The 20,615-nt window shown below is 68.6% G+C and carries 16 protein-coding genes and 1 riboswitch; all 16 genes read right to left on the bottom strand.

Annotated elements, in window-relative coordinates; all coding sequences use genetic code 11:
* Window positions 1-142: 142 nt before the first annotated feature.
* Window positions 143-2,023: a phosphomethylpyrimidine synthase ThiC gene (gene thiC, locus AC07PV_RS12435; RefSeq protein ID WP_218294387.1), complete on the bottom strand. Its 1,881-nt coding sequence runs from the start codon at window positions 2,021-2,023 to the stop codon at window positions 143-145.
* Window positions 2,024-2,164: 141 nt separating this feature from the next.
* Window positions 2,165-2,288: riboswitch (TPP riboswitch) on the bottom strand.
* Between the two features lie 44 nt (window positions 2,289-2,332).
* The gene (locus AC07PV_RS12430) at window positions 2,333-2,509 is read right to left on the bottom strand and encodes a hypothetical protein (protein ID WP_218293304.1); all 177 of its coding nucleotides are present in this window, start codon (window positions 2,507-2,509) and stop codon (window positions 2,333-2,335) included.
* A gap of 82 nt (window positions 2,510-2,591) precedes the next feature.
* On the bottom strand, window positions 2,592-3,515 hold the full coding sequence (gene lpxC / locus AC07PV_RS12425) for a UDP-3-O-acyl-N-acetylglucosamine deacetylase (RefSeq protein ID WP_218293303.1): 924 nt from the start codon (window positions 3,513-3,515) through the stop codon (window positions 2,592-2,594).
* A 406-nt stretch (window positions 3,516-3,921) separates the two neighbouring features.
* Complete coding sequence (gene ftsZ / locus AC07PV_RS12420; RefSeq protein ID WP_218293302.1) at window positions 3,922-5,163, bottom strand: cell division protein FtsZ; 1,242 nt, start codon at window positions 5,161-5,163, stop codon at window positions 3,922-3,924.
* Between the two features lie 175 nt (window positions 5,164-5,338).
* Window positions 5,339-6,568, bottom strand: a complete 1,230-nt coding sequence (gene ftsA / locus AC07PV_RS12415; protein WP_008903721.1) for a cell division protein FtsA — start codon at window positions 6,566-6,568, stop codon at window positions 5,339-5,341.
* Between the two features lie 107 nt (window positions 6,569-6,675).
* Entirely contained in the window at window positions 6,676-7,482 is an 807-nt protein-coding gene (locus AC07PV_RS12410) for a cell division protein FtsQ/DivIB (protein ID WP_218293301.1), read from the bottom strand.
* Window positions 7,479-8,465, bottom strand: coding sequence for a D-alanine--D-alanine ligase (locus AC07PV_RS12405; protein ID WP_218293300.1), 987 nt, complete (start codon window positions 8,463-8,465; stop codon window positions 7,479-7,481). Before AC07PV_RS12405 ends, AC07PV_RS12410 begins: the two co-directional genes overlap by 4 nt.
* Complete coding sequence (gene murC / locus AC07PV_RS12400; protein WP_218340435.1) at window positions 8,462-9,895, bottom strand: UDP-N-acetylmuramate--L-alanine ligase; 1,434 nt, start codon at window positions 9,893-9,895, stop codon at window positions 8,462-8,464. The genes AC07PV_RS12405 and murC overlap by 4 nt, the downstream gene beginning before the upstream one ends.
* Window positions 9,892-10,959, bottom strand: coding sequence for an undecaprenyldiphospho-muramoylpentapeptide beta-N-acetylglucosaminyltransferase (gene murG, locus AC07PV_RS12395; RefSeq protein ID WP_369641430.1), 1,068 nt, complete (start codon window positions 10,957-10,959; stop codon window positions 9,892-9,894). The genes murC and murG overlap by 4 nt, the downstream gene beginning before the upstream one ends.
* Window positions 10,956-12,227: a putative lipid II flippase FtsW gene (gene ftsW / locus AC07PV_RS12390; RefSeq protein ID WP_218340437.1), complete on the bottom strand. Its 1,272-nt coding sequence runs from the start codon at window positions 12,225-12,227 to the stop codon at window positions 10,956-10,958. Before ftsW ends, murG begins: the two co-directional genes overlap by 4 nt.
* The gene (gene murD / locus AC07PV_RS12385) at window positions 12,224-14,221 is read right to left on the bottom strand and encodes a UDP-N-acetylmuramoyl-L-alanine--D-glutamate ligase (protein ID WP_369641429.1); all 1,998 of its coding nucleotides are present in this window, start codon (window positions 14,219-14,221) and stop codon (window positions 12,224-12,226) included. Before murD ends, ftsW begins: the two co-directional genes overlap by 4 nt.
* Window positions 14,218-15,396 (bottom strand): phospho-N-acetylmuramoyl-pentapeptide-transferase, encoded by a 1,179-nt coding sequence (mraY, locus tag AC07PV_RS12380; RefSeq protein ID WP_218293295.1) that lies wholly within the window; start codon window positions 15,394-15,396, stop codon window positions 14,218-14,220. Before mraY ends, murD begins: the two co-directional genes overlap by 4 nt.
* A gap of 66 nt (window positions 15,397-15,462) precedes the next feature.
* Window positions 15,463-16,944: a UDP-N-acetylmuramoyl-tripeptide--D-alanyl-D-alanine ligase gene (locus AC07PV_RS12375; RefSeq protein WP_218340439.1), complete on the bottom strand. Its 1,482-nt coding sequence runs from the start codon at window positions 16,942-16,944 to the stop codon at window positions 15,463-15,465.
* On the bottom strand, window positions 16,941-18,449 hold the full coding sequence (locus AC07PV_RS12370; RefSeq protein WP_492805550.1) for a UDP-N-acetylmuramoyl-L-alanyl-D-glutamate--2,6-diaminopimelate ligase: 1,509 nt from the start codon (window positions 18,447-18,449) through the stop codon (window positions 16,941-16,943). Before AC07PV_RS12370 ends, AC07PV_RS12375 begins: the two co-directional genes overlap by 4 nt.
* A complete protein-coding gene (locus tag AC07PV_RS12365) occupies window positions 18,446-20,191 on the bottom strand; it encodes a peptidoglycan D,D-transpeptidase FtsI family protein (protein ID WP_218293292.1) in 1,746 nt (581 codons plus the stop codon). The genes AC07PV_RS12370 and AC07PV_RS12365 overlap by 4 nt, the downstream gene beginning before the upstream one ends.
* Window positions 20,188-20,523: a cell division protein FtsL gene (ftsL, locus tag AC07PV_RS12360; protein ID WP_492244354.1), complete on the bottom strand. Its 336-nt coding sequence runs from the start codon at window positions 20,521-20,523 to the stop codon at window positions 20,188-20,190. The genes AC07PV_RS12365 and ftsL overlap by 4 nt, the downstream gene beginning before the upstream one ends.
* Window positions 20,524-20,615 lie beyond the last annotated feature (92 nt).

Raw genomic sequence — 20,615 nt, 5'->3', positions numbered from 1 at the left:
TAGCAAATTTGGTGCCACGCCCTCCCCCCGGTCTTCTGAACCGAGTGTGGCCGGACTATATGCCGGGCTGCCGCCCCCGCCGCACAGGGTAAGCACCGCCCCGGGGCCCTTTGCAGGGAATCCCCGGGGTCAGTAGGCGGGCTTATGCCACCGGTGTCACGGGAATGTAGAACTGCCCGCCGCGCTGCTGGAATTCCGCCGCCTTGGTCTGCATGCCCTGGGCCAGCGCCTCGGCCTCCGCCACGCCCTTCTGGGCGGCAAATTCGCGCACTTCCTGCGTGATCTTCATGGAGCAAAACTTGGGGCCGCACATGGAGCAGAAGTGCGCCACCTTGGCGCTGTCCTTGGGCAGCGTTTCGTCGTGGTATTCCTTGGCCGTGTCGGGGTCCAGGCCCAGGTTGAACTGGTCCTGCCAGCGGAAGTCGAAACGCGCCTGGGAAAGCGCGTCGTCGCGCGCGCGGGCCCCCGGGTGGCCCTTGGCCACATCGGCCGCGTGGGCGGCGATCTTGTACGCGATGATCCCTTGCTTCACGTCGTCGCGGTCGGGCAGCCCCAGGTGCTCCTTGGGCGTCACGTAGCACAGCATGGCCGTGCCCATCCAGCCGATCATGGCCGCGCCGATGGCCGATGCGATGTGGTCGTAGCCCGGTGCGATGTCGATGGTCAGCGGGCCCAAGGTGTAGAACGGCGCCTCGTGGCAGGTCTTGAGCTGCTCGGTCATGTTGGCCTGGATCATGTGCATGGGCACGTGGCCGGGGCCTTCGATCATGGTCTGCACGTCGTGCTTCCAGGCCACCTGGGTCAGCTCGCCCAGCGTGTGCAGCTCGGCGAACTGCGCTTCGTCGTTGGCGTCCGATGCGCAGCCGGGGCGCAGGCCGTCGCCCAGGCTGAACGACACGTCGTACGCCTTCATGATGTCGCAGATGTCCTCGAAGTGCTCGTACAGGAAGCTCTCGCGGTGGTGCGCCATGCACCACTTGGCCATGATGGAGCCGCCACGCGAGACGATGCCCGTGCGCCGCTGCGCGGTGAGGTGGATGTAGGCCAGCCGCACGCCCGCGTGGATGGTGAAGTAGTCCACGCCCTGCTCGGCCTGCTCGATCAGCGTGTCGCGGAAGATCGCCCAGGTCAGGTCCTCGGCCACGCCGCCCACCTTCTCCAGCGCCTGGTAGATGGGCACCGTGCCGATGGGCACGGGCGAGTTGCGCACGATCCAGTCGCGCGTGGTGTGGATGTTCTTGCCGGTGGACAGGTCCATCACGTTGTCGGCGCCCCAGCGGATCGCCCACACCAGCTTTTCGACCTCTTCCTCGATGCTGGAGGTGACGGCCGAGTTGCCGATGTTGGCGTTGATCTTGACCTTGAAGTTGCGCCCGATGGCCATGGGCTCGACCTCGGGGTGGTTGATGTTGGCGGGAATGATGGCGCGGCCCCGGGCTACTTCATCGCGCACGAATTCGGGGGTGATGATCTTGGGGATGCTCGCGCCCATGGGGTTGCCCATCAGGCGCTGCTCGCGGCCAGCGTCGGCCATGTACTGCTCCATCCACTCGCGCTTGCCGTTCTCGCGGATGGCCACGTATTCCATCTCGGGCGTGACGATGCCCTTCTTCGCATAGTGCATCTGCGTGACGTTGGCACCCGCCTTGGCGCGCAAGGGCTTGCGCTGCAGAGCCGCGGCCTCGGCGCGCAGCTGGGCCAGACGGGTGGCGTCTTCGCTTTTCTGGCCATCGTCCAGCGCCACGGGCGCGCGGCCTTCGTAGTGCTCCACGTCGCCACGGCCGGTGATCCAGCCGCCGCGCACTCCCGCCAGGCCCTTGCGCACATCGATCGCAGCCTCGGGGTCGGTATACGGGCCGGAGGTGTCGTACACGCTGACCAGTTCGCCGTTGGTCAGCGCAATGTCGCGCACGGGCACGCGCAGATCGGTGTGCAGGTGGCCGGGGAGGTAGGCCTTGCGTGAGGCAGGAAAGGGTTCGCGCGTGCGTGCGAGCAACTCGGCGAACTTCTCGGGGGTGGCCAGCTTGGCGTGGGGGTCGGGGGCGTTCATGGGCAGGTCTCCTGGTTCCGGTGGCGGTGGGTGCTGCTCCGGAATGGACCTGTGCGCCCCTCGGGTGCGGCTGCACCTGAGGCATGGCGTGCCAGCAGGGACTGCGGGCACGGAGACAAGGAGGTCGGCTCTTCTTCCGCCGGTATGAACCGGATCAAGTTCGTCGGGTTCGCAAGGCCTGCCGAATTTCTTCAGCCACCTCGCATCTCAGCGCTTACGCACACCCCGGAGCAGGCGCGAGTATAGGCCAGAGAGAAAAAACCGCGCCGCGGAGCCTCTCGGTCAGGCGAGGCGCCCGATGAGGACCACCGCAAAGAAGAAGACGGCCGCGATCACCGTCCACTTGAGGATGACGAGCCCCAGGCGCTTGTAGCGCGCCTGCCCCGTGCCGGCATAGAAGGCAAACGACACGGCCGCCGCCAGGAGCAGCAGCATGGCCAGCCAGCGAAAGATCAGCATGTCAGGGACTCCCGGCGCCGTGAAAACGGGCGCGGCACTGGCAGGAGGCTCCGGGCTGCGGCCCGGGAATGGTGCTTCATGCTCACCAGGCGCGCGCCGGCTGGGCAAACCCGCCGGGCGCCTGGCGCTCGTCCTCGAACGTGACGACCTCCCAGGCATCGCGCTGGGCCAGCAGCTCGCGCAGCAGCAGGTTGTTCATGGCGTGGCCCGAGCGGAAGGCGCTGTAGGCCGCGAGCAGGGGCTTGCCGATCAGGTACAGGTCGCCCATCGCGTCCAGGATCTTGTGCTTGACGAACTCGTCGTCGTAGCGCAGCCCGTCGCTGTTGAGCACCTTGTAGTCGTCCATCACGATGGCGTTGTCGAGGCCGCCGCCCAGCGCCAGGCCGTTGGAGCGCATCATCTCCACATCGCGCGTGAAGCCGAAGGTGCGCGCGCGGGCGATGTCGCGGCTGTAGTTGCCTTGCCCCAAGTCGAACTCCACGCGCTGGCCCGTGGAATCCACGGCGGGGTGGTCGAAGTCGATCTCGAAGCTGAGCTTGTAGCCGTGGTAGGGCGCAAGCCGAGCCCACTTGGCCGCGGCGCCCTCGCCTTCGCGCACTTCCACGGGGCGGGTGACGCGGATGAAGCGCTTGGGGGCATTCTGCAGCTCGATGCCCGCGCTTTGCAGCAGGAACACGAACGATGCCGAAGAGCCATCCAGGATGGGCACCTCTTCGGCGGTGATGTCCACATAGAGGTTGTCGATGCCCAGCCCCGCGCAGGCCGACATGAGGTGCTCCACGGTGTGCACCTTGGCATTGCCCACGGCGATGGTGGACGCCAGGCGGGTGTCGGTCACGGCCTCCGCCCGGATGGGGATGTCCACCGGCTGCGGCAGGTCCACCCTGCGGAACACGATCCCGGTGTCCGGCTGCGCAGGCCGCAGGGTCAGCTCGACCCGCTGGCCACTGTGCAGGCCCACGCCCACGGCGCGGGTGATCGTCTTGAGGGTGCGTTGCTGGAGCATCCGGGGATTTTAGTGGGGCGACCCCGCAAAAACCATCCACGGCTGCCTATGACCCTGATAGAAAACGGAGTCGCAGGGGCGGCGTACAAGCTGTCAGAGACACGCAGGTAGCGCCACGCAGCGACTGCATTGCGCGCCACGCGTACCCAGACGGCGGTGACTGCGCAGCTGAGGAGCATACGAGCCAAATAGGAAGCGCGGTGGTGGAAACCGTCACGGCCCAATGCCAGAGACACCGCGCAAGGGCCGCCGCCCCGCCGCGCATGTCGAGAAACCCCTTGCCAGAGTCAAGGGGCGCTCTGTCTGTCCCAGCCCGCGCAGGCGGGCTGGGAGCCGCAGACCTCGCCCCCTCCCGCGCAGCGAGAGAGGGGGTGAAGCGGCGTAGCCGCTCAGGGGGAGTACCGAATCAATCCGCCTGCTTGCGCAGGAAGGCCGGAATCTCCAGGTCGTCCATGCCGCCCGAGGACAGCGCGTCCACGCGCGCCGCGGCCTGGGTGCGGTTGGTACGCCACACGCTGGGCACCGACATGCTGCCGTAGTCGGCCTGCGCGCTGCCGGCATGGCCGCCCTGCACGCCCATGGCCGAGCCCAGGGCCCCCGTGCCCGCGATGGGCATCTGGTAGGCCACGTTGTCCGTGCCGGTGCGCAGGCCGCCCTGCACCACCGAAATCGGCTGGCGGCGCGCGTTGGGGCGCGACAGGCCGGTGGCCACCACGGTCACGCGGATCTCGTCGCCCAGGCTGTCGTCATAGGCAGCGCCGTAGATCACGTGCGCGTCGGGCGAGGCGTAGGCATTGATGGTGCTCATGGCCAGGCGCGATTCGGACAGCTTCAGGCTGCCCTTGGCGGCCGTCACCAGCACCAGCACGCCCTTGGCGCCCGACAGGTCGATGCCTTCCAGCAGCGGGCAGGCCACGGCCTGTTCGGCGGCGATGCGGGCGCGGTCCGGGCCGCTGGCGGTGGCCGTGCCCATCATGGCCTTGCCGGGCTCGCCCATCACGGTGCGCACGTCTTCGAAGTCGACGTTCACGTGGCCGTATTCATTGATGATTTCGGCAATGCCGCCCACGGCGTTCTTGAGCACGTCGTTGGCATGGGCGAAGGCTTCGTCCTGGGTGATGTCATCGCCCAGCACTTCCAGCAGCTTCTCGTTGAGCACCACGATCAGCGAATCCACGTTGGCTTCGAGCTCGGCCAGGCCGTTGTCGGCGTTGGTCATGCGGCGGCCGCCTTCCCAGTCGAAGGGCTTGGTGACCACGCCCACGGTGAGGATGCCCATTTCCTTGGCCACGCGGGCGATCACGGGTGCGGCGCCCGTGCCCGTGCCGCCGCCCATGCCGGCCGTGATGAACAGCATGTGCGCGCCGTCGATGGCCAGGCGGATGTCGTCCACCGCGGCCTCGGCGGCTTCACGGCCCTTGTCGGGCTTGCTGCCGGCGCCCAGGCCGCTGCCGCCCAGCTGGATGTGGCGGTGGGCCGAGCTGCGGGTCAATGCCTGCGCGTCGGTGTTGGCGCAGACAAACTCCACGCCCTGCACGCTGCGGGCAATCATGTGCTCGACGGCGTTGCTGCCGCCGCCGCCCACGCCGATCACCTTGATCTGGGTGCCCTGGTTGAATTCTTCGGCTTCGATCATTTCGATGGTCATGTTGGAGCTCCTGTTTCTTTCACTGAATTCGTTTGCAATCTCGTGTGCAACTGCCAATGGGTTGTTCGGTATGTCATCGTGCGCAGCGGGGATGGCGGTCCGGTACATCGTCGCCATCGCCCACGCGGTATTCGGTGCGGACTGCCTCTCGCCAGCCAAAGAGGAAATTTCATGGTCAGAAATTCCCCACGATGAAGTCCTTGAAACGGCCAAACGCCGTCTTCATGGAACCGCTTTTCTGTGCCACCTTGAAGCCGCGCAGCCGCGCCAGGCGCGCCTCTTCCAGTAGGCCCATGACGGTAGCAGCCCGGGGCTGTGCCACCATGTCAGACAAGGCGCTGGAATACTTCGGAATGCCGCGCCGCACGGGCTTCAGGAAGATGTCTTCGCCCAGCTCGATCATCCCGGGCATCACCGAACTGCCGCCGGTGAGCACGATGCCCGACGACAGCACTTCTTCATACCCCGACTCGCGCACCACCTGCTGCACGAGCGAGAAGATCTCTTCCACGCGCGGCTCGATCACGCCGGCCAGCGCCTGCTTGCTGAGCATGCGGGGGCTGCGGTCGCCCAGGCCGGGCACTTCCACCTGCGCCTCGGGGTCGGCCAGCAGCTGCTTGGCGTAGCCGCTTTCGACCTTGATGTCCTCGGCGTCCTTCGTGGGCGTGCGCAGCGCCATGGCGATGTCGCTGGTGATGAGGTCGCCCGCGATCGGGATCACCGCCGTGTGGCGGATCGCGCCGCCGGTGAAGATGGCCACGTCGGTCGTGCCCGCGCCGATGTCGACCACCACCACGCCCAGCTCGCGCTCGTCATCCGTCAGCACCGCCTGGCTGCTGGCCAGGGGGTTGAGCATGAGCTGCTCGACCTCCAGGCCGCAGCGGCGCACGCACTTGATGATGTTCTCGGCCGCGCTCTGCGCACCGGTCACGATGTGGATCTTGGCCTCCAGGCGGATGCCGCTCATGCCGATGGGCTCCTTCACATCCTGCCCGTCGATCACGAACTCCTGCGGCTCCACCAGCAGCAGGCGCTGGTCGCTGCTGATGTTGATGGCCTTGGCCGTTTCCACCACACGCGCCACGTCGGCCGAGGTGACCTCCTTGTCCTTCACGGCCACCATGCCGCTGGAATTGAGGCCGCGGATATGGCTGCCCGTGATGCCGGTGTACACGCGCTGGATCTTGCAGTCGGCCATCAGCTCGGCCTCCTTCAGCGCCTGCTGGATGCTCTGCACGGTGGCGTCGATGTTCACCACCACGCCGCGCTTCAAGCCATTGCTCGGGGCCACGCCCAGGCCTGCGAGCTTGAGCTCGCCATTGGGCAGAACCTCGGCCACCACGGCCATGACCTTGGCCGTGCCGATGTCCAGCCCCACCACGACGTCTTTGTATTCTCTTGCCATATCAGTCTCTGCCCTTCTCTGTTCTGTCCCGCCGCACCCCGGCCTCATTCACGAACCGCCCCGCTCTCCACGCCACGCACCGCTGTTGTTGCTGCTGTTGCATGCCGTCACCTCCTGCGCACGCCACCCGCGGCGCCCATGGCATCGGGGATCACGGTGCTCACGCCGCGCATGCGCAGCGCATACCCCCCGGCGTGCCGCAGGTCCGCGGATTCCAGGGACTCCACGCGCCGGCCGTACTGCGCCGCCACCTGGGTCAAGGTGCGCGTGAAGCGCTGCGTGCGCTGCACCACCTCCTGCGGTGCCCCGCCCCCCAGCTCCACCACCGCGTCGCTGTCGAGCCTGGCGCGCCAGCCGCCCCGGCCGGTCAGTTCCAGGGACTCGACCTCCAGCCCCAGGGGCTTGAACACCGGCTGCAGCAGACCAAACATCTGCAGCACCTCGGGGGAGCTGCCCGCCGGGCCCAGCAGGCGGGGCAGGCCGTCCTGCTCCACATCGCCCACGTTGGCCTCGAACACCTCGCCCTGCCGGTTGACCATGGCCGAGCCGCTCTCCGGTCCCCAGTACGCGACGGCCTCGTGTTCCTGCAGCTCCACCTGCAGGCTGCCGGGGTAGACCCGCCGCACCTCGGCGCGGCGCACCCAGGGCACTTGCTCGAACGCCGCGCGCGCGGCGCGCAGGTCCACCGTGAAGAAGTTGCCCGCGAGGTGCGGCGCCACATTGGCCCGCAGGGTGACGGCGTTGTTGTGCACCAGCTCCCCCTGCACCACGATGCGCGCGATCGCGAAGCCCGGATAGCGCAGCATCCACCAGGCACCCGCCGCCAGCACGAGCAGGGCGCAGCCCACGAACAGGACCGACGCGGTCAGGTTCATGAGCTTGACGTCCAGCGGTGCGGGCAGCGCGGAGTTCATTTGGCGGCGGCTCCTTGCGTGTCGAGCACGGCATCGGCCAGGATGCGCAGGCACAGCTCCTCGTAGCTGATGCCCGCAGCGCGCGCGGCCATGGGCACGAGGGAATGGCCCGTCATGCCCGGCGAGGTGTTCATCTCCAGCAGAAAGGGCTTGCGGTCGCTGGCGCGCAGCATCAGGTCGGCGCGGCTCCAGCCCCGGCAGCCCAGGCTGCGGTAGGCGTCCAGCACGATGCGCTGGATCTCACGCTCTTCCGCTTCGGGCAGGCCGCTCGGGCATTGGTATTTCACGTCGTCGGTGAAATACTTGTTCTGGTAGTCGTAGGCACCGTCGGGCGCCACGATGCGGATCACGGGCAGCGCGCGCGCGCCGGCGCCCTGGCCCAGCACGGCGCAGGTGACTTCCTCGCCGTCGATGAATTCCTCGCAGAGCACATCGGGGTCGTATTTCGCGGAGAGCTGCACGGCCTCCTGCATGTCCGAATAGCCGCGCACCTTGGTCACGCCGATGGACGAGCCTTCGCGCGGCGGCTTGACGATGAGCGGCAGGCCCAGCTCGTCGGGCACGGTGCGCACCACCTCGCGCTGCTGGCGGTCGGGCGCCAGCCACACGTAGCGCGGCGTGGGCAGGCCCTCGGCCAGCCACACCCGCTTGGTCATGACCTTGTCCATCGCGATGGCCGAGGCCATCACGCCCGGGCCCGTGTAGGGGATGCCCAGCAGTTCGAGCGCGCCCTGCACCGTGCCGTCTTCGCCATGGCGGCCGTGCAGCGCGATGAAGCAGCGGGCATAGCCGTCGCGCTTGAGATCGCCCAGCGGGTTCTGCGCGGGGTCGAACGCATGCGCGTCCACGCCGCGCGAGCGCAGGGCCTGCAGCACGCCGCTGCCGGACATCAGCGACACCTCGCGCTCGGCCGAGTCGCCGCCCATCAGCACGGCCACCTTGCCCAGGGACTTCACATCAAAATTCGAATCAAAAAGGGTCATAGCGCGCTCCCCTCCAGCGCCTTAAGCTCATTATTTTGTAGCAAATCAACCACCTTGCCGGGCACGGCGCCGATGGAGCCCGCGCCCATGCACATCACCACGTCGCCGTCCTTCGCGTTGTCGGCGATGGCCTGCGGCAGGTCGGCCACGTTGTCGATGAACACCGGCTCCACGCGGCCGGCCACGCGCAGCGCGCGCGCCAGTGAACGGCCGTCGGCCGCCACCACGGGCGCCTCGCCGGCGGCGTACACCTCGGTCAGCAGCACGGTGTCGGCATGGCCGATGACCTTCACGAAATCCTCGAAACAGTCGCGCGTGCGGCTGTAGCGGTGGGGCTGGAAGGCCAGCACCAGGCGGCGGCCCGGGAAGGCGCCGCGCGCCGCTGCCAACGTGGCGGCCATCTCCACCGGGTGGTGGCCGTAGTCGTCGATCACGGTGAACTGGCCGCCATCCCGGGCGGGAAGGTTGCCGTAGCTCTGGAAGCGCCGCCCCACGCCCTTGAAGCCGGCGAGCGCGCGCTGCACGGCCTCGTCGGGGATGTTCAGCTCCACGGCGATGGCGATGGCCGACAGCGCGTTGAGCACGTTGTGCTCGCCCGCGAGGTTGAGCACGATGTCCAGGTCGGGCAAGGTGACGCCGTTGCGCCGCTGCACGGTGAAGCGCATCTGCCCCGCCTCGGCGCGCACATTGATGGCACGCACCTGGGCATCTTCGGAAAAGCCGTAGCTCGTGATCGGGCAGGTCACGCTTTGCAGGATGTCGCGCACGGCCGGGCTGTCCACGCACAGCACGGCCGTGCCGTAGAACGGCATGCGGTGCAGGAAGTCGACGAACGCGCCCTTGAGCCGGCCGAAGTCGTGCCCGTAGGTGTCCATGTGGTCGGCGTCGATGTTGGTCACCACGGCCATCACGGGCAGCAGGTTCAGGAACGAGGCATCCGACTCGTCGGCCTCGACCACGATGTAGTCGCCGCTGCCCAGCTTGGCGTTGGCCCCCGCGCTGTTCAGCCGCCCGCCGATCACGAAGGTGGGGTCCAGGCCCGCCTCGGCCAGCACGCTGGTCACGAGGCTGGTGGTGGTGGTCTTGCCGTGCGTGCCCGCGATGGCGATGCCCTGCTTCAGGCGCATCAGCTCGGCCAGCATGAGCGCGCGGGGTACGACCGGGATCTTCTTTTCCCGGGCTGCGAGCACCTCGGGGTTGTCGGGCGTGACGGCCGTGGACGTGACCACGGCATCGGCGCCTTCGATGTGCGCCGCCGCGTGGCCCAGGCAGGTCTTGATGCCCAGGCCCTCCAGGCGGCGCAGTGTGGCGCTGTCGGCCAGGTCGGAGCCGGAGATGCGGTAGCCCAGGTTGAACAGCACCTCGGCGATGCCGCTCATGCCGGCGCCGCCCAGGCCGACGAAATGGATATGGCGAATGGCGTGCTTCATGGTGTTGCAAGCTCCTCGCAGGCAGTCACCACCTCGCGGGTGGCGTTGGTTTTTTGCATGTCTTTAGCTTTAAGCGCCACACCCACCAGGGTGGAACGCTGCATATTCAATAGCATCCCGGACAGCCCCTCGGGCGTCAGGTCGCGTTGCTGCACCAGCCAGCCGCCGCCGGCGTTCACCAGGAACTGGGCGTTGGTGGTCTGGTGGTCGTCCACGGCGGAAGGGAACGGCACGAACACGGCCGCCGCGCCCACGGCCGCGATTTCGGTCACGGTGCTCGCCCCCGCCCGGCAGACGATGATGTCGGCCGCCGCAAACGCGCTGGCGGTGTCGTCGATGAATGGCGTCAGCTCCGCATCGACCCCGGCGGCCGCATAGTGGGCGCGCAGCGCGTCGATCTGCGTCGCGCCGCTTTGGTGGACCACGGTGGGGCGTTGTTCGGCGGGCATCAGCGCGACGGCCTGCGGCACGATCTCGTTGAGGGCCCGTGCGCCCAGGCTGCCCCCCACCACCAGCAGGCGCAGCGGGCCGGAGCGGCCCGCAAAACGTTCGGCCGGGCCGGGTTGCCGGGTGAAGGCGGTGCGCAGCGGGTTGCCCACCCACTGGCCCTTCTTGAACACATCGGGGAAGGCCGTGAACACGCGGTCCGCGACACCTGCCAGCACCTTGTTGGCCATGCCGGCCACGGAGTTCTGTTCGTGCAGCACCAGGGGCTTGCCGGCCAGCACGCCCATCATGCCGCCCGGAAAGGTGATGTAGCCGCCCAGGCCCACCACCACATCCGGCTTCACGCGCCGCACCACGGCCAGCGCCTGCCAGAACGCGCGCAGCAGGCGCAGCGGCAGCAAAGCCAGCGTGACGAGTCCCTTGCCGCGCACGCCCGAGAAGTCGATGAGCTCCAGCGCGAAGCCGTGCTGCGGCACGATGCGCGACTCCATGCTGCCCGGCGCGCCCAGCCAGTGCACGCGCCAGCCGCGTGCACGCAGCTCCTCGGCGACGGCCAGTCCGGGGAAGATGTGGCCGCCGGTGCCGCCGGCCATGATGAGGGCGGTTTTTTGCGTCATACGCGCCCTCCCCTCATCAACAATTTGTTTTCATAGTCCACACGCAAGACCACGGCCAATGCCACCAGATTCATCAAGATGGCCGACCCGCCGAAGCTCATCAGCGGCAGCGTGAGCCCCTTGGTGGGCAGCGCGCCCAGGTTCACGCCCATGTTGATGAAGGCCTGGAAGCCGATCCAGATCGCCACGCCCTGCGCCACGAGGCCCGCGAACACGCGGTCGAGGGCGATGGCCTGGCGGCCGATGTGCATGATGCGGCGCGTCATCCACAGGAACAGCACGATGAGCGTGACCACGCCCACCAGGCCGAACTCCTCGCCGATCACGGCCAACAGGAAGTCGGTGTGTGCCTCGGGCAGCCAGTGCAGCTTTTCCACGCTGCCGCCCAGGCCCACGCCAAAGATCTCGCCGCGCCCGATGGCGATCAGCGAGTGCGAGAGCTGGTAGCCCTTGCCCAGGGCGTGCTCCTCGCTGAACGGATCCAGGTAGGCGAACACGCGCTCGCGCCGCCAGGGGGAGCTGGCGATCATGATGCCGAAGGCCGCCACCAGCACGCCCGCGATCAGGAAGAACATGCGGGCGTTCACGCCGCCCAGGAACAGGATGCCCATGGCGATCACCGCCACCACCATGAAGGCCCCCATGTCCGGTTCGGCCAGCAGCAGCACGCCCACGATGGCCACGGCCGCCCCCATGGGCAGCACGGCGCGGAAGAACCGCTCCTTCACGTCCATCTTGCGCACCATGTAGTCCGCCGCGTAGATGAGCACGGCGAACTTGGCCACCTCGGAGGGCTGAAAGCCGATGGGCCCGAGCGACAGCCAGCGCCGCGCGCCATTGACCACCTTGCCCACGCCGGGAATCAGCACGGCCACCAGCAGCAGCAGCGCCACCACGAAGAGCCAGGGCGCCATGCGCTCCCACAGCGCCATGGGCACCTGGAAGGCCAGCAGCGCCGCGACGAACCCGACCACGAGGTACATCACGTGGCGGGTGAGGAAATGGGTGGAGGCGTAGTTGGCAAAACGCGGGTTGTCCGGCATCGCGATGGAGGCCGAATACACCATCACCAGCCCCCAGGCGAGCAGCGCCACCACCACCCACAGCAGCGCCTGGTCGAACCCGAGCACGCTCGCCGGCGTGCTGGTGGTGCGGGGCCGGTAGTCGGTGCCGCCCACGCGCACCGGCAGCACGTCCACGGCCTTGCCGGGCAGGCCGCCGAACCAGCCCGCCACGCGCTGCAGGAAGCTGCTGGCCGGTGCACTCATGCCGCGCCTCCTGTCGCATCGTCCGCCAGGGCATGCACCGTGTCGCAGAAGACCTGGGCGCGGTGCTCGTAGCCCCTGAACATGTCAAAGCTCGCGCAGGCGGGCGACATCAGCACCGCATCGCCCGCATGGGCGCGCTGCGAGGCCAGTTCCACGGCCTGCGGCAAGGTCTCGGCATCGACCAGTGCCACGCCGCTGTCCTGCAGCGCGGCGCGGATCTGCGGCGCATCGCGCCCGATCAGCACCACCGCGCGCGCATGGCGCGCCACGGGCGCGGCCAGCGGAGAAAAATCCTGGCCCTTGCCATCGCCGCCCAGGATGACCACGATGCGGCGCTCCGCGCCCAGGCCGGTGAGGGCCGCCACCGTGGCGCCCACGTTCGTGCCCTTGCTGTCGTCGAAGTACTCGACGCCGTGGATGACGGCCACGGGCTCCACGCGGTGCGGCTCGCCCCGGTACTCGCGCAGCCCGTACAGCAGGGGCGCCAGCGTGCAGCCTGCCGCCGATGCCAGCGCCAGTGCGGCCAGCGCGTTCACGGCGTTGTGGCGGCCCCGGATGCGCAGCGCGTCAGCGGGCATCAGGCGCTGGATGTGCAGGTCCTCTGCGGCCTCGTTGCGGCCGCGCTTGCGGGTTTCGTCCGCATCCATGGCGCGCACCAGCCAGGGCATGCCGCTCACCACCTCGATGCCGAAGTCGCCGGGGCGCTGGGGCATGTCTGCGCCAAACGTCAGGTGCTCGCGCACCTGGGGCTTTTGCAGCTTGACCTTGACCGGCGGCGGCAACATCTGCATCACGGCCGCGTCCTCGCGGTTCAGGATCATGAGCCCGGTCTGGCCGAAGATGCGCGCCTTGGCCGCCGCATAGGCCACCATGTCGCCGTGCCAGTCCAGGTGGTCCTGCGTGATGTTGAGCACGGTGGCCGCCGTGGGCTCGAATCCGGTCACGCCGTCGAGCTGGAAGCTTGAGAGTTCCAGCACCCACACCTCGGGCAGCGTGCCCGCGTCGATGTGGCTGGCGAGCGTGTCGAGCAGCGTGGGGCCGATGTTGCCGGCCACGGCGACGCTCTGGCCCGAGCGCTCCACGAGCTGCCCCGTGAGCGAGGTCACCGTGGTCTTGCCGTTGGTGCCCGTGATCGCCAGCACCGCCGGGGCGTAGCCGTGCGAGGCCTTGAGCGCGCCCAGCGCCATGGAATACAAGCTCAATTCACCACCAGCGCTTATTCCACAAGCGCTGGCAGCTACTAAAACAGGAGCAATTGTCTGGGGACTCAAACCCGGTGAGCGGTAGACCGCATGCAGGTCCTGGCCTTCGACCAGGCTGGCGTCGAAGCCACCGGCCACAAAACGCACCTTGGGCAGCTCCTGCTGCAGCACCGCGAGCTGCGGCGGCGCGGCGCGCGTGTCGGCCACGGTGACCTCGGCGCCACAGCGCACGCACCAGCGCGCCATGGCCAGGCCCGAGGCGCCCAGGCCCAGGATGAGGATCTTCTGGCCCAGCAGCGGACGCAGGCCTTCGCCGGGCCGGCCCAGGGGCTCGGCGGGCCCATCGGCTGGAGCGTCCTGCGTGGCTTCTTCTTCATCAGCCACCTGCGGCAGCGCAGACGCGGCCTCGGGGGCCGCCACCTCGGCAAAAATCTGCGCCACGAAATCGGCGGCGGCCTTGGCGGCGGAGACCGCGGGCGGCTTTTCAGGGTCCCAGGCATTGGCCGCCGCGTTGGCTGCGCGTGCGCCTGTGGCGGGCCCGGGAGCCCCGGCCGTGCCATCGGCGCTTGCCGCAGGTTCCGTCGCGCCGGCCGTGGCGTCCATGGGTTCGGCGGCGGACAGCGCGCCGGGCCCAGCCACGTCGGTCACGCCTGGATCGCCCGGCACCACATCCGCCGTGGACCGCTCTGGTGGCAGCTCCACCTCCGGCGTTCCGGCAGGCGCATCCATGCCCGTGGCCGCCACGGGAGGATCGGCTGGTGCCGCCGGGATGAGGGGATCGTCCGGGTTCATCGCAGTTTCAATGTGGACAGGCCGATGAGGCACAGCAGCATGGTGATGATCCAGAAGCGCACGACCACCTGGGTCTCCTTCCAGCCGCTCTTTTCAAAATGGTGGTGCAGCGGCGCCATCTTGAGCAGGCGCCGGCCTTCGCCGTAGCGTTTCTTGGTGAACTTGAACCAGGTCACCTGCAGCATCACGGACAGCGCCTCGACCACGAAGATGCCCCCCATGATGGCCAGCACGATCTCCTGGCGCACGATGATGGCGATGGTGCCCAGCGCCGCGCCCAGCGCCAGCGCGCCCACGTCGCCCATGAACACCTGCGCGGGGTGCGCGTTGAACCACAGGAAGGCCAGGCCCGCGCCCGCCATGGCCGCGCAGAAGATCAGCAGCTCCCCCGAGCCCGGGATGTGCGGGAAGAACAGGTACTTGGAATACACCGAGCTGCCGGTGACGTAGGCGAACACGCCCAGCGCCGAGCCCACCATCACCACGGGCATGATGGCCAGGCCGTCCAGCCCGTCGGTCAGGTTCACGGCATTGCTGGAGCCCACGATCACGAGATAGGTCAGGATCACGAAGCCCAGCACTCCGAGCGGGTAGCTGATTTCCTTGAAGAACGGCAGCTGCAGCCCCGCCTTGGGCGGCAAATCGAGCGAGAAGCCCGATTGCACCCAGCCCACGAACAGCTCCCACACCTTGGCGTTGGAGCTTTCCGAGATGCTGAACACGAGGTACAGCGCGGCGATCAGGCCGATGACCGACTGCCAGAAATACTTCTCGCGCGAGCGCATGCCCTCGGGGTCCTTGTTGACCACCTTGCGCCAGTCGTCCACCCAGCCGATCGCACCAAAGCCCAGCGTGACGATGAGCACGATCCACACGAAGCGGTTGGACAGGTCGAACCACAACAGGGTCGAGATCGCGATCGACAGCAGGATGAGCACGCCGCCCATGGTGGGCGTGCCGCTCTTGGACAGGTGCGTCTGCATGGCATAGCCCCGGATGGGCTGGCCGATCTTGAGCGAGGTGAGCACGCGGATCACCTTGGGCCCCGCGATGAGGCCGATGAGCAGCGCCGTCATGGCCGCCATCACCGCCCGGAACGTGAGGTACTGGAACACGCGGAAAAAGCCGAACTCGGGCGACAGGCCCTGCAGCCATTGCGACAGCATCAGCAGCATGCGGCACCTCCCACGGGCGGCCGCGCCCCACGGACGCAGGCTCCGACTGCTGCTTCCAGCACGCTCTCAATGCGTTGCGCCATGGTGTCCCTCCCGTGCCTGCGTCGGCGGTTGTCGCTCTTGTTGTTCCTGGTTGTCCTGCGCTTGCGCGGCAGAGGCGATCGCCTCCACCACCTGTTCCATCTTCATGAATCGAGATCCCTTGACCAGCACGCTGCCCACCGTGGGCAGGGCCTGGCGCACCGCATCCAGCAGCGCGCCCCTATCGTTGAAATGCCGGGCCACACCGCCATTGCCCTCGCCAAAGGACGTGGTGGCGTGCACCGATTGGTCTCCCAGCGCAAAGAGGCAGGGGATGCGGGCCGCGCGCGCATGCGCACCGGCCTCCGCATGGAACTGCGGCCCCTGGTCGCCCACCTCGCCCATATCGCCCAGCACCAGCAGCTGCGGGCCGGGCAGTTCGGCCAGCACGTCGATGGCGGCGCGCATGGAGTCGGGGTTGGCGTTGTAGGTGTCGTCCACCACGGTGACCTCGCGGCCCGCGATGCGCACGCTGAAGGCGCGCGAGCGGCCCTTGACCGGCACGAAATCGTTCAGCCCCTGCGCAATGGCGGCCAGCGGTGCGCCCGCCGCCAGCGTGCAGGCCGCGGCCGCCAGCGCGTTGGCCACGTTGTGGCGCCCGGCAATGTGCAGCTGGGTGGCCACCTCACCCCGCGGCGTGGCCAGCGTGACGGCCCAGGCACCCTGGCCCCACGCAGCCTGTGCGCAGGCCACATCGCCGCCTTCGCCAAAGGTGACGGTGCGGCGCCCCGGCGCCATCGAGCGCCAGAGGGCGGTGTAGGCATCCCCCGAAGGAAACACCGCCACGCCGTCGGCGGGCAGGCTGGCCAACACGGAGCCGTTCTCGCGCGCCACCGCCTCCACCGTGTGCATGAACTCCAGGTGCTCGCGTTGCGCGTTGTTGACCAGTGCCACCGTGGGCCGCGCCATGGCGGCCAGCGTGGCGATCTCACCCGGGTGGTTCATGCCCATCTCGATCACGGCCGCCGCATGGCCGGCACGCAGGCGCAGCAGTGTCAAAGGCACGCCGATGTCGTTGTTGAAATTGCCCTGCGTGGCAAACGCGGCCTCGCCTTTCCAGGCGCGCAGGATGGACGCGATCATCTGCGTCACCGTGGTCTTGCCGTTGCTGCCCGTCACGCCGATCAACGGAAGGCCAAACTGCGCGCGCCAGCCCGCGGCCAGCGCGCCCAGCGCGGCCAGGCTGTCCGGCACCTCGATGCCGGGCAGGCCGGCGGCTTGCAGGCCGCCATGGGCGATGGCGGCGGCGGCGCCACCGGCGCGGGCATCGGCCAGGAAGGCGTTGGCGTCAAAGCGTTCGCCCTTGAGCGCCACGAAAAGATCGCCCGCCTGCAAGCTGCGCGTATCGGTGTGCACGCGGGCGAGCGGCGTGGCCCCATCGCCCACCAGGCGCGCGGCGGGAATGCGCGGCTGCACCAGGGCCAGCGCCTGCTGCAGGGTCATCATCACGGCCGGGGTGGCGCTCATGGGCGTGCTCCGCGGGCCTGCAGCGCGCTCTGCGCATGGGCCATGTCAGAGAACGGCACGCGCACGCCCGCCGTCTCCTGGGTGTCTTCATGGCCCTTGCCGGCGATCAGCACCACATCGGCGGGCGCGGCCTCGGCCACGGCCAGGGCGATGGCGGCGGCACGGTCGGGCTCGGCACGCACCACGTTGCTGGCGATGGTGCCTTGCAGGATCTGGTGCAGGATGGCCGCGGGGTCTTCGCTGCGCGGGTTGTCGCTGGTCACGACCACGAGGTCGGCCTGCTGCTGCGCCACGGCGCCCATCAGGGGGCGCTTGCCCGCATCGCGGTCGCCGCCGCAGCCGAACACGCACCAGAGCCTGCCGCCGCGCTCCCGGGCCACCGGGCGCAGCGCCTGCAGGGCCTTGTCCAGCGCGTCGGGCGTGTGGGCGTAGTCCACGGCCACCAGGGGTTGCCCGGGGTGGTGGATCCGCTCCATGCGGCCGGGCACGGGCGAGAGCTGGGCGCAGGCGTAGAGCGCGTGCTCCAGCGGCACGCCCAAGGCGCGCAGCCCGGCCAGCACACCCAGCAGGTTGGAGACGTTGTACTGCCCGATCACGCGCGTCTGCAGCACATGCGTGTGCACGCCCTCGGCCACCGTGAAGGAGAGGCCACCCTCGCCCATCGCGATGTCGCGCGCCGCGAGCCGCGCGGGGCCGGTGATGGAAACACTCCACAGGTCCAGCAGCCGGTCCGCCAGCGAGGCATGCAGCTCGGCACCGCGCGGGTCGTCGATGTTGACCACCGCGGCCTGCAGGCCGGGCCAGTCGAACAGCATGCTCTTGGCCTGCCAGTAGGCGGCCATGCCGGGGTGGTAGTCCAGGTGGTCCTGCGTGAAGTTGGTGAACAGCGCGACGCGGATGCGCGTGCCCGCCATGCGGTGCTCGGCCAGCCCGATGGACGAGGCCTCGATGGCGCAGGCCGTGCGGCCGGCATCGGTGAACTGCTGGAACGCGCGCTGCAGCCGCACCGGGTCGGGCGTGGTCATGCCCGTGCTGGTGAGTGCGGGCGGTGTGCCCATACCCAAAGTGCCTACCAGCGCACATCCACCTTGCGGAATAAGCTCATTTTTTGATAGCACATTAAGTGCCTCGGCCAGCCACCAGCTGGTGCTGGTCTTGCCGTTGGTGCCCGTCACGGCCAGCACATCCAGGCGCTGCGTGGGCTGCCCGAACCAGTCGGCCGCGATGAGGCCGGTGGCCGCCTTCAGGCCATGGAGCGCCGCCACCGGCAAGCCTTCGAGCGCAAATGCCTCCACGCCCTCATGCTCCACCAGGCAGGCCACGGCGCCGCGCGACAGCGCGTCCGCGATGTGGGCGCGGCCGTCGGTGGCGGCGCCGGGCCAGGCGATGAAACCGTCGCCGGGGCGCACCTGCCGGCTGTCGGTCTGCAGCGTGCCGGTGACCCGCTCGCGCAGCCAGGCGACGGCGTCGTGCACCGAGGCGAGCAAAGGCAAGGCCGTTGTCATAGCGATTCCTCCACCTCTTTGGCCACGATCTGCGGCTTGACCGCCATGTCCGGCTGCACGCCCATCATGCGCAGCGTCTGCTGCACCACTTCGCTGAACACGGGCGCGGCCACGGCACCGCCGTAGAACACGCCGTTGCTGGGCTCGTCGATCATCACGGCCACGATGATGCGCGGCTTGTCGATGGGCGCCATGCCGGTGAACCATGCCCTGTACTTGCCCGAGGCGTAGTTCTTGCCCACCTGCTTGCGCGCGGTGCCGGACTTGCCGCCCACCGAATAGCCCAGGGTCTGCGCCTTCTGGCCGGTGCCGCCGGGGCCCGCTGCCATCTGCAGCATCTTGCGCACCTGGTCGGCGGTGCGTTCGGAGAACACGGGCACGCCCAGGGCGGGCTCGGAGGTCTTGAACATGGTGGCCGGAATCACGCGGCCGCCATTGGCGAACACCGTGTACGAGCGCGCCATCTGGAACAGGCTGGCCGACAGGCCGTAGCCGTAGGACATGGTGGCCTGCTCCACCGGGCGCCAGGTCTTGTAGGGGCGCAGGCGCCCCGTCACCACGCCAGGAAAATGCAGCTGCGGCTTCTGGCCGAAGCCCGCGGCCGAGAAGGTCTCCCACATCTCGCGCGCGGGCATCTGCATGGCGATCTTGGTGGTGCCCACGTTGCTCGACTTCTGGATCACCCCTTCCACCGTGAGCACGCCGTGGTTGCTGGTGTCGGAGATGGTGGAGCCCGTGATGTTGATCCGGCCCGGATTGGTGTCCACGATGGTGTCGGGCCGCACACGCCCCGATTCCAGCGCCAGGCCGATGGTGAACGGCTTCATGGTCGAGCCGGGCTCGAAAACGTCGGTGAGCGCGCGGTTGCGCAGCTGCTCGCCCGTGAGGTTCTGGCGCTTGTCGGGAACGTAGCTCGGGTAGTTGGCCAGCGCCAGCAGCTCGCCCGTGTGGGCATCGAGCACCACCACGCTGCCCGCCTTGGCCTTGTGCAACGCGACCTGGTCCCGCAGCTTCTGGTAGGCAAAGAACTGCACCTTGCTGTCGATGGACAACTGCATGTCCTTGCCATCGACCGGAGGCACGGTCTCGCCCACGCCCTCGACCACCCGGCCCAGGCGGTCCTTGATCACGCGGCGCGAGCCCGCCTTGCCCGCCAGCTCCTTGTCGAAGGCCAGCTCCATGCCTTCCTGCCCGTGGTCTTCCACGTTGGTGAAACCCACCACGTGGGCCGCGGCTTCCCCTTCGGGGTACTGGCGCTTGTACTCCTTGCGCTGGTAGATGCCCTTGATGTCCAGTGCCGCGATCTCCCGGCCCACATCCCAGTCGAGCTGGCGCTTGATCCAGACGAAGGTCTTGTCTTCATCGGCCAGCTTGCGCTGCAGCTCGGCCAATGGCATGTCGAGCAGCTTGGCCAGTTGCTTGAGCTTGGCGCGGACCTCGGGCCTGTCCTGCTCCACGTCTTCCGGAATGGCCCAGATGCTGGCCGCCGGCACGCTGGACGCCAGGATCAGCCCATTGCGGTCCACGATCTTGCCGCGGTTGGCCGGCAGCTCCAGCGTGCGCGCGAAGCGCACTTCGCCCTGGCGCTGGAAGAAGGCGTTGCCAAACACCTGCACGTAGGCAGCGCGCCCCGCCAGCCCCATGAAACCCAGCGCGATCGCCGCCACGATGAACTTGCTGCGCCAGACGGGCGTCTTGCTCGCCAGCAGCGGGCTGGAGGTGTAGAGCACGCTGCGGCTCATGGCTGCGCTCCTTCGGTCCGGGACGGCGCCGCACTGGCGGCCGCGGAGGCCGTGGCGGCGGCCACTCCTTGGGGGTCGGACACATACTGCGTGATGGCCGGCGTGGCCGTGCGCATGTTGAGCTGCGCGCGCGCGATCTTCTCCACGCGCAGCGGCGTGGCCTGCGCACGCTTTTCCACCTGCAGGCGCTGGTGTTCGGTTTCCAGGCGGCGCGCCTCGGCGGTGGCGCGGTCGAGTTCGGTGAACAGGCGGCGCGACTCGTACTGGGTGTGCACGAGATAGATCGCGCTGGCCAGCACGGCCACCAGCAAGACGACGTTGAGCCTTGTCATGTCAGTTGCCTGCCATGCCGCAGCATGAAACCGCCACGGCCCCACCCAGGGACACCGGGCCAGGGCCGTTGCGCAGCGAGGGCGTTGTCCCC

This window comes from Acidovorax sp. GW821-FHT09A11, assembly GCF_059418365.1.
The sequence above is the reverse complement of the archived record's forward strand: the minus strand, read 5'-3'. Positions and strand labels throughout refer to the sequence as shown.

Bases quoted from the DNA above. Each gene is read 5' to 3' on its own strand.
- AC07PV_RS12410 (WP_218293301.1), bottom strand. From the start codon at position 7,482: ATGAACTCCGCGCTGCCCGCACCGCTGGACGTCAAGCTCATGAACCTG.
- ftsZ (WP_218293302.1), bottom strand. From the start codon at position 5,163: ATGACCATCGAAATGATCGAAGCCGAAGAATTCAACCAGGGCACCCAG.
- murD (WP_369641429.1), bottom strand. From the start codon at position 14,221: ATGAACCCGGACGATCCCCTCATCCCGGCGGCACCAGCCGATCCTCCC.
- murC (WP_218340435.1), bottom strand. From the start codon at position 9,895: ATGAAGCACGCCATTCGCCATATCCATTTCGTCGGCCTGGGCGGCGCC.
- ftsA (WP_008903721.1), bottom strand. From the start codon at position 6,568: ATGGCAAGAGAATACAAAGACGTCGTGGTGGGGCTGGACATCGGCACG.
- AC07PV_RS12430 (WP_218293304.1), bottom strand. From the start codon at position 2,509: ATGCTGATCTTTCGCTGGCTGGCCATGCTGCTGCTCCTGGCGGCGGCC.
- AC07PV_RS12375 (WP_218340439.1), bottom strand. From the start codon at position 16,944: ATGAGCGCCACCCCGGCCGTGATGATGACCCTGCAGCAGGCGCTGGCC.
- AC07PV_RS12405 (WP_218293300.1), bottom strand. From the start codon at position 8,465: ATGACCCTTTTTGATTCGAATTTTGATGTGAAGTCCCTGGGCAAGGTG.
- AC07PV_RS12370 (WP_492805550.1), bottom strand. From the start codon at position 18,449: ATGACAACGGCCTTGCCTTTGCTCGCCTCGGTGCACGACGCCGTCGCC.
- murG (WP_369641430.1), bottom strand. From the start codon at position 10,959: ATGACGCAAAAAACCGCCCTCATCATGGCCGGCGGCACCGGCGGCCAC.
- lpxC (WP_218293303.1), bottom strand. From the start codon at position 3,515: ATGCTCCAGCAACGCACCCTCAAGACGATCACCCGCGCCGTGGGCGTG.
- ftsW (WP_218340437.1), bottom strand. From the start codon at position 12,227: ATGAGTGCACCGGCCAGCAGCTTCCTGCAGCGCGTGGCGGGCTGGTTC.
- AC07PV_RS12365 (WP_218293292.1), bottom strand. From the start codon at position 20,191: ATGAGCCGCAGCGTGCTCTACACCTCCAGCCCGCTGCTGGCGAGCAAG.
- mraY (WP_218293295.1), bottom strand. From the start codon at position 15,396: ATGCTGCTGATGCTGTCGCAATGGCTGCAGGGCCTGTCGCCCGAGTTC.
- ftsL (WP_492244354.1), bottom strand. From the start codon at position 20,523: ATGACAAGGCTCAACGTCGTCTTGCTGGTGGCCGTGCTGGCCAGCGCG.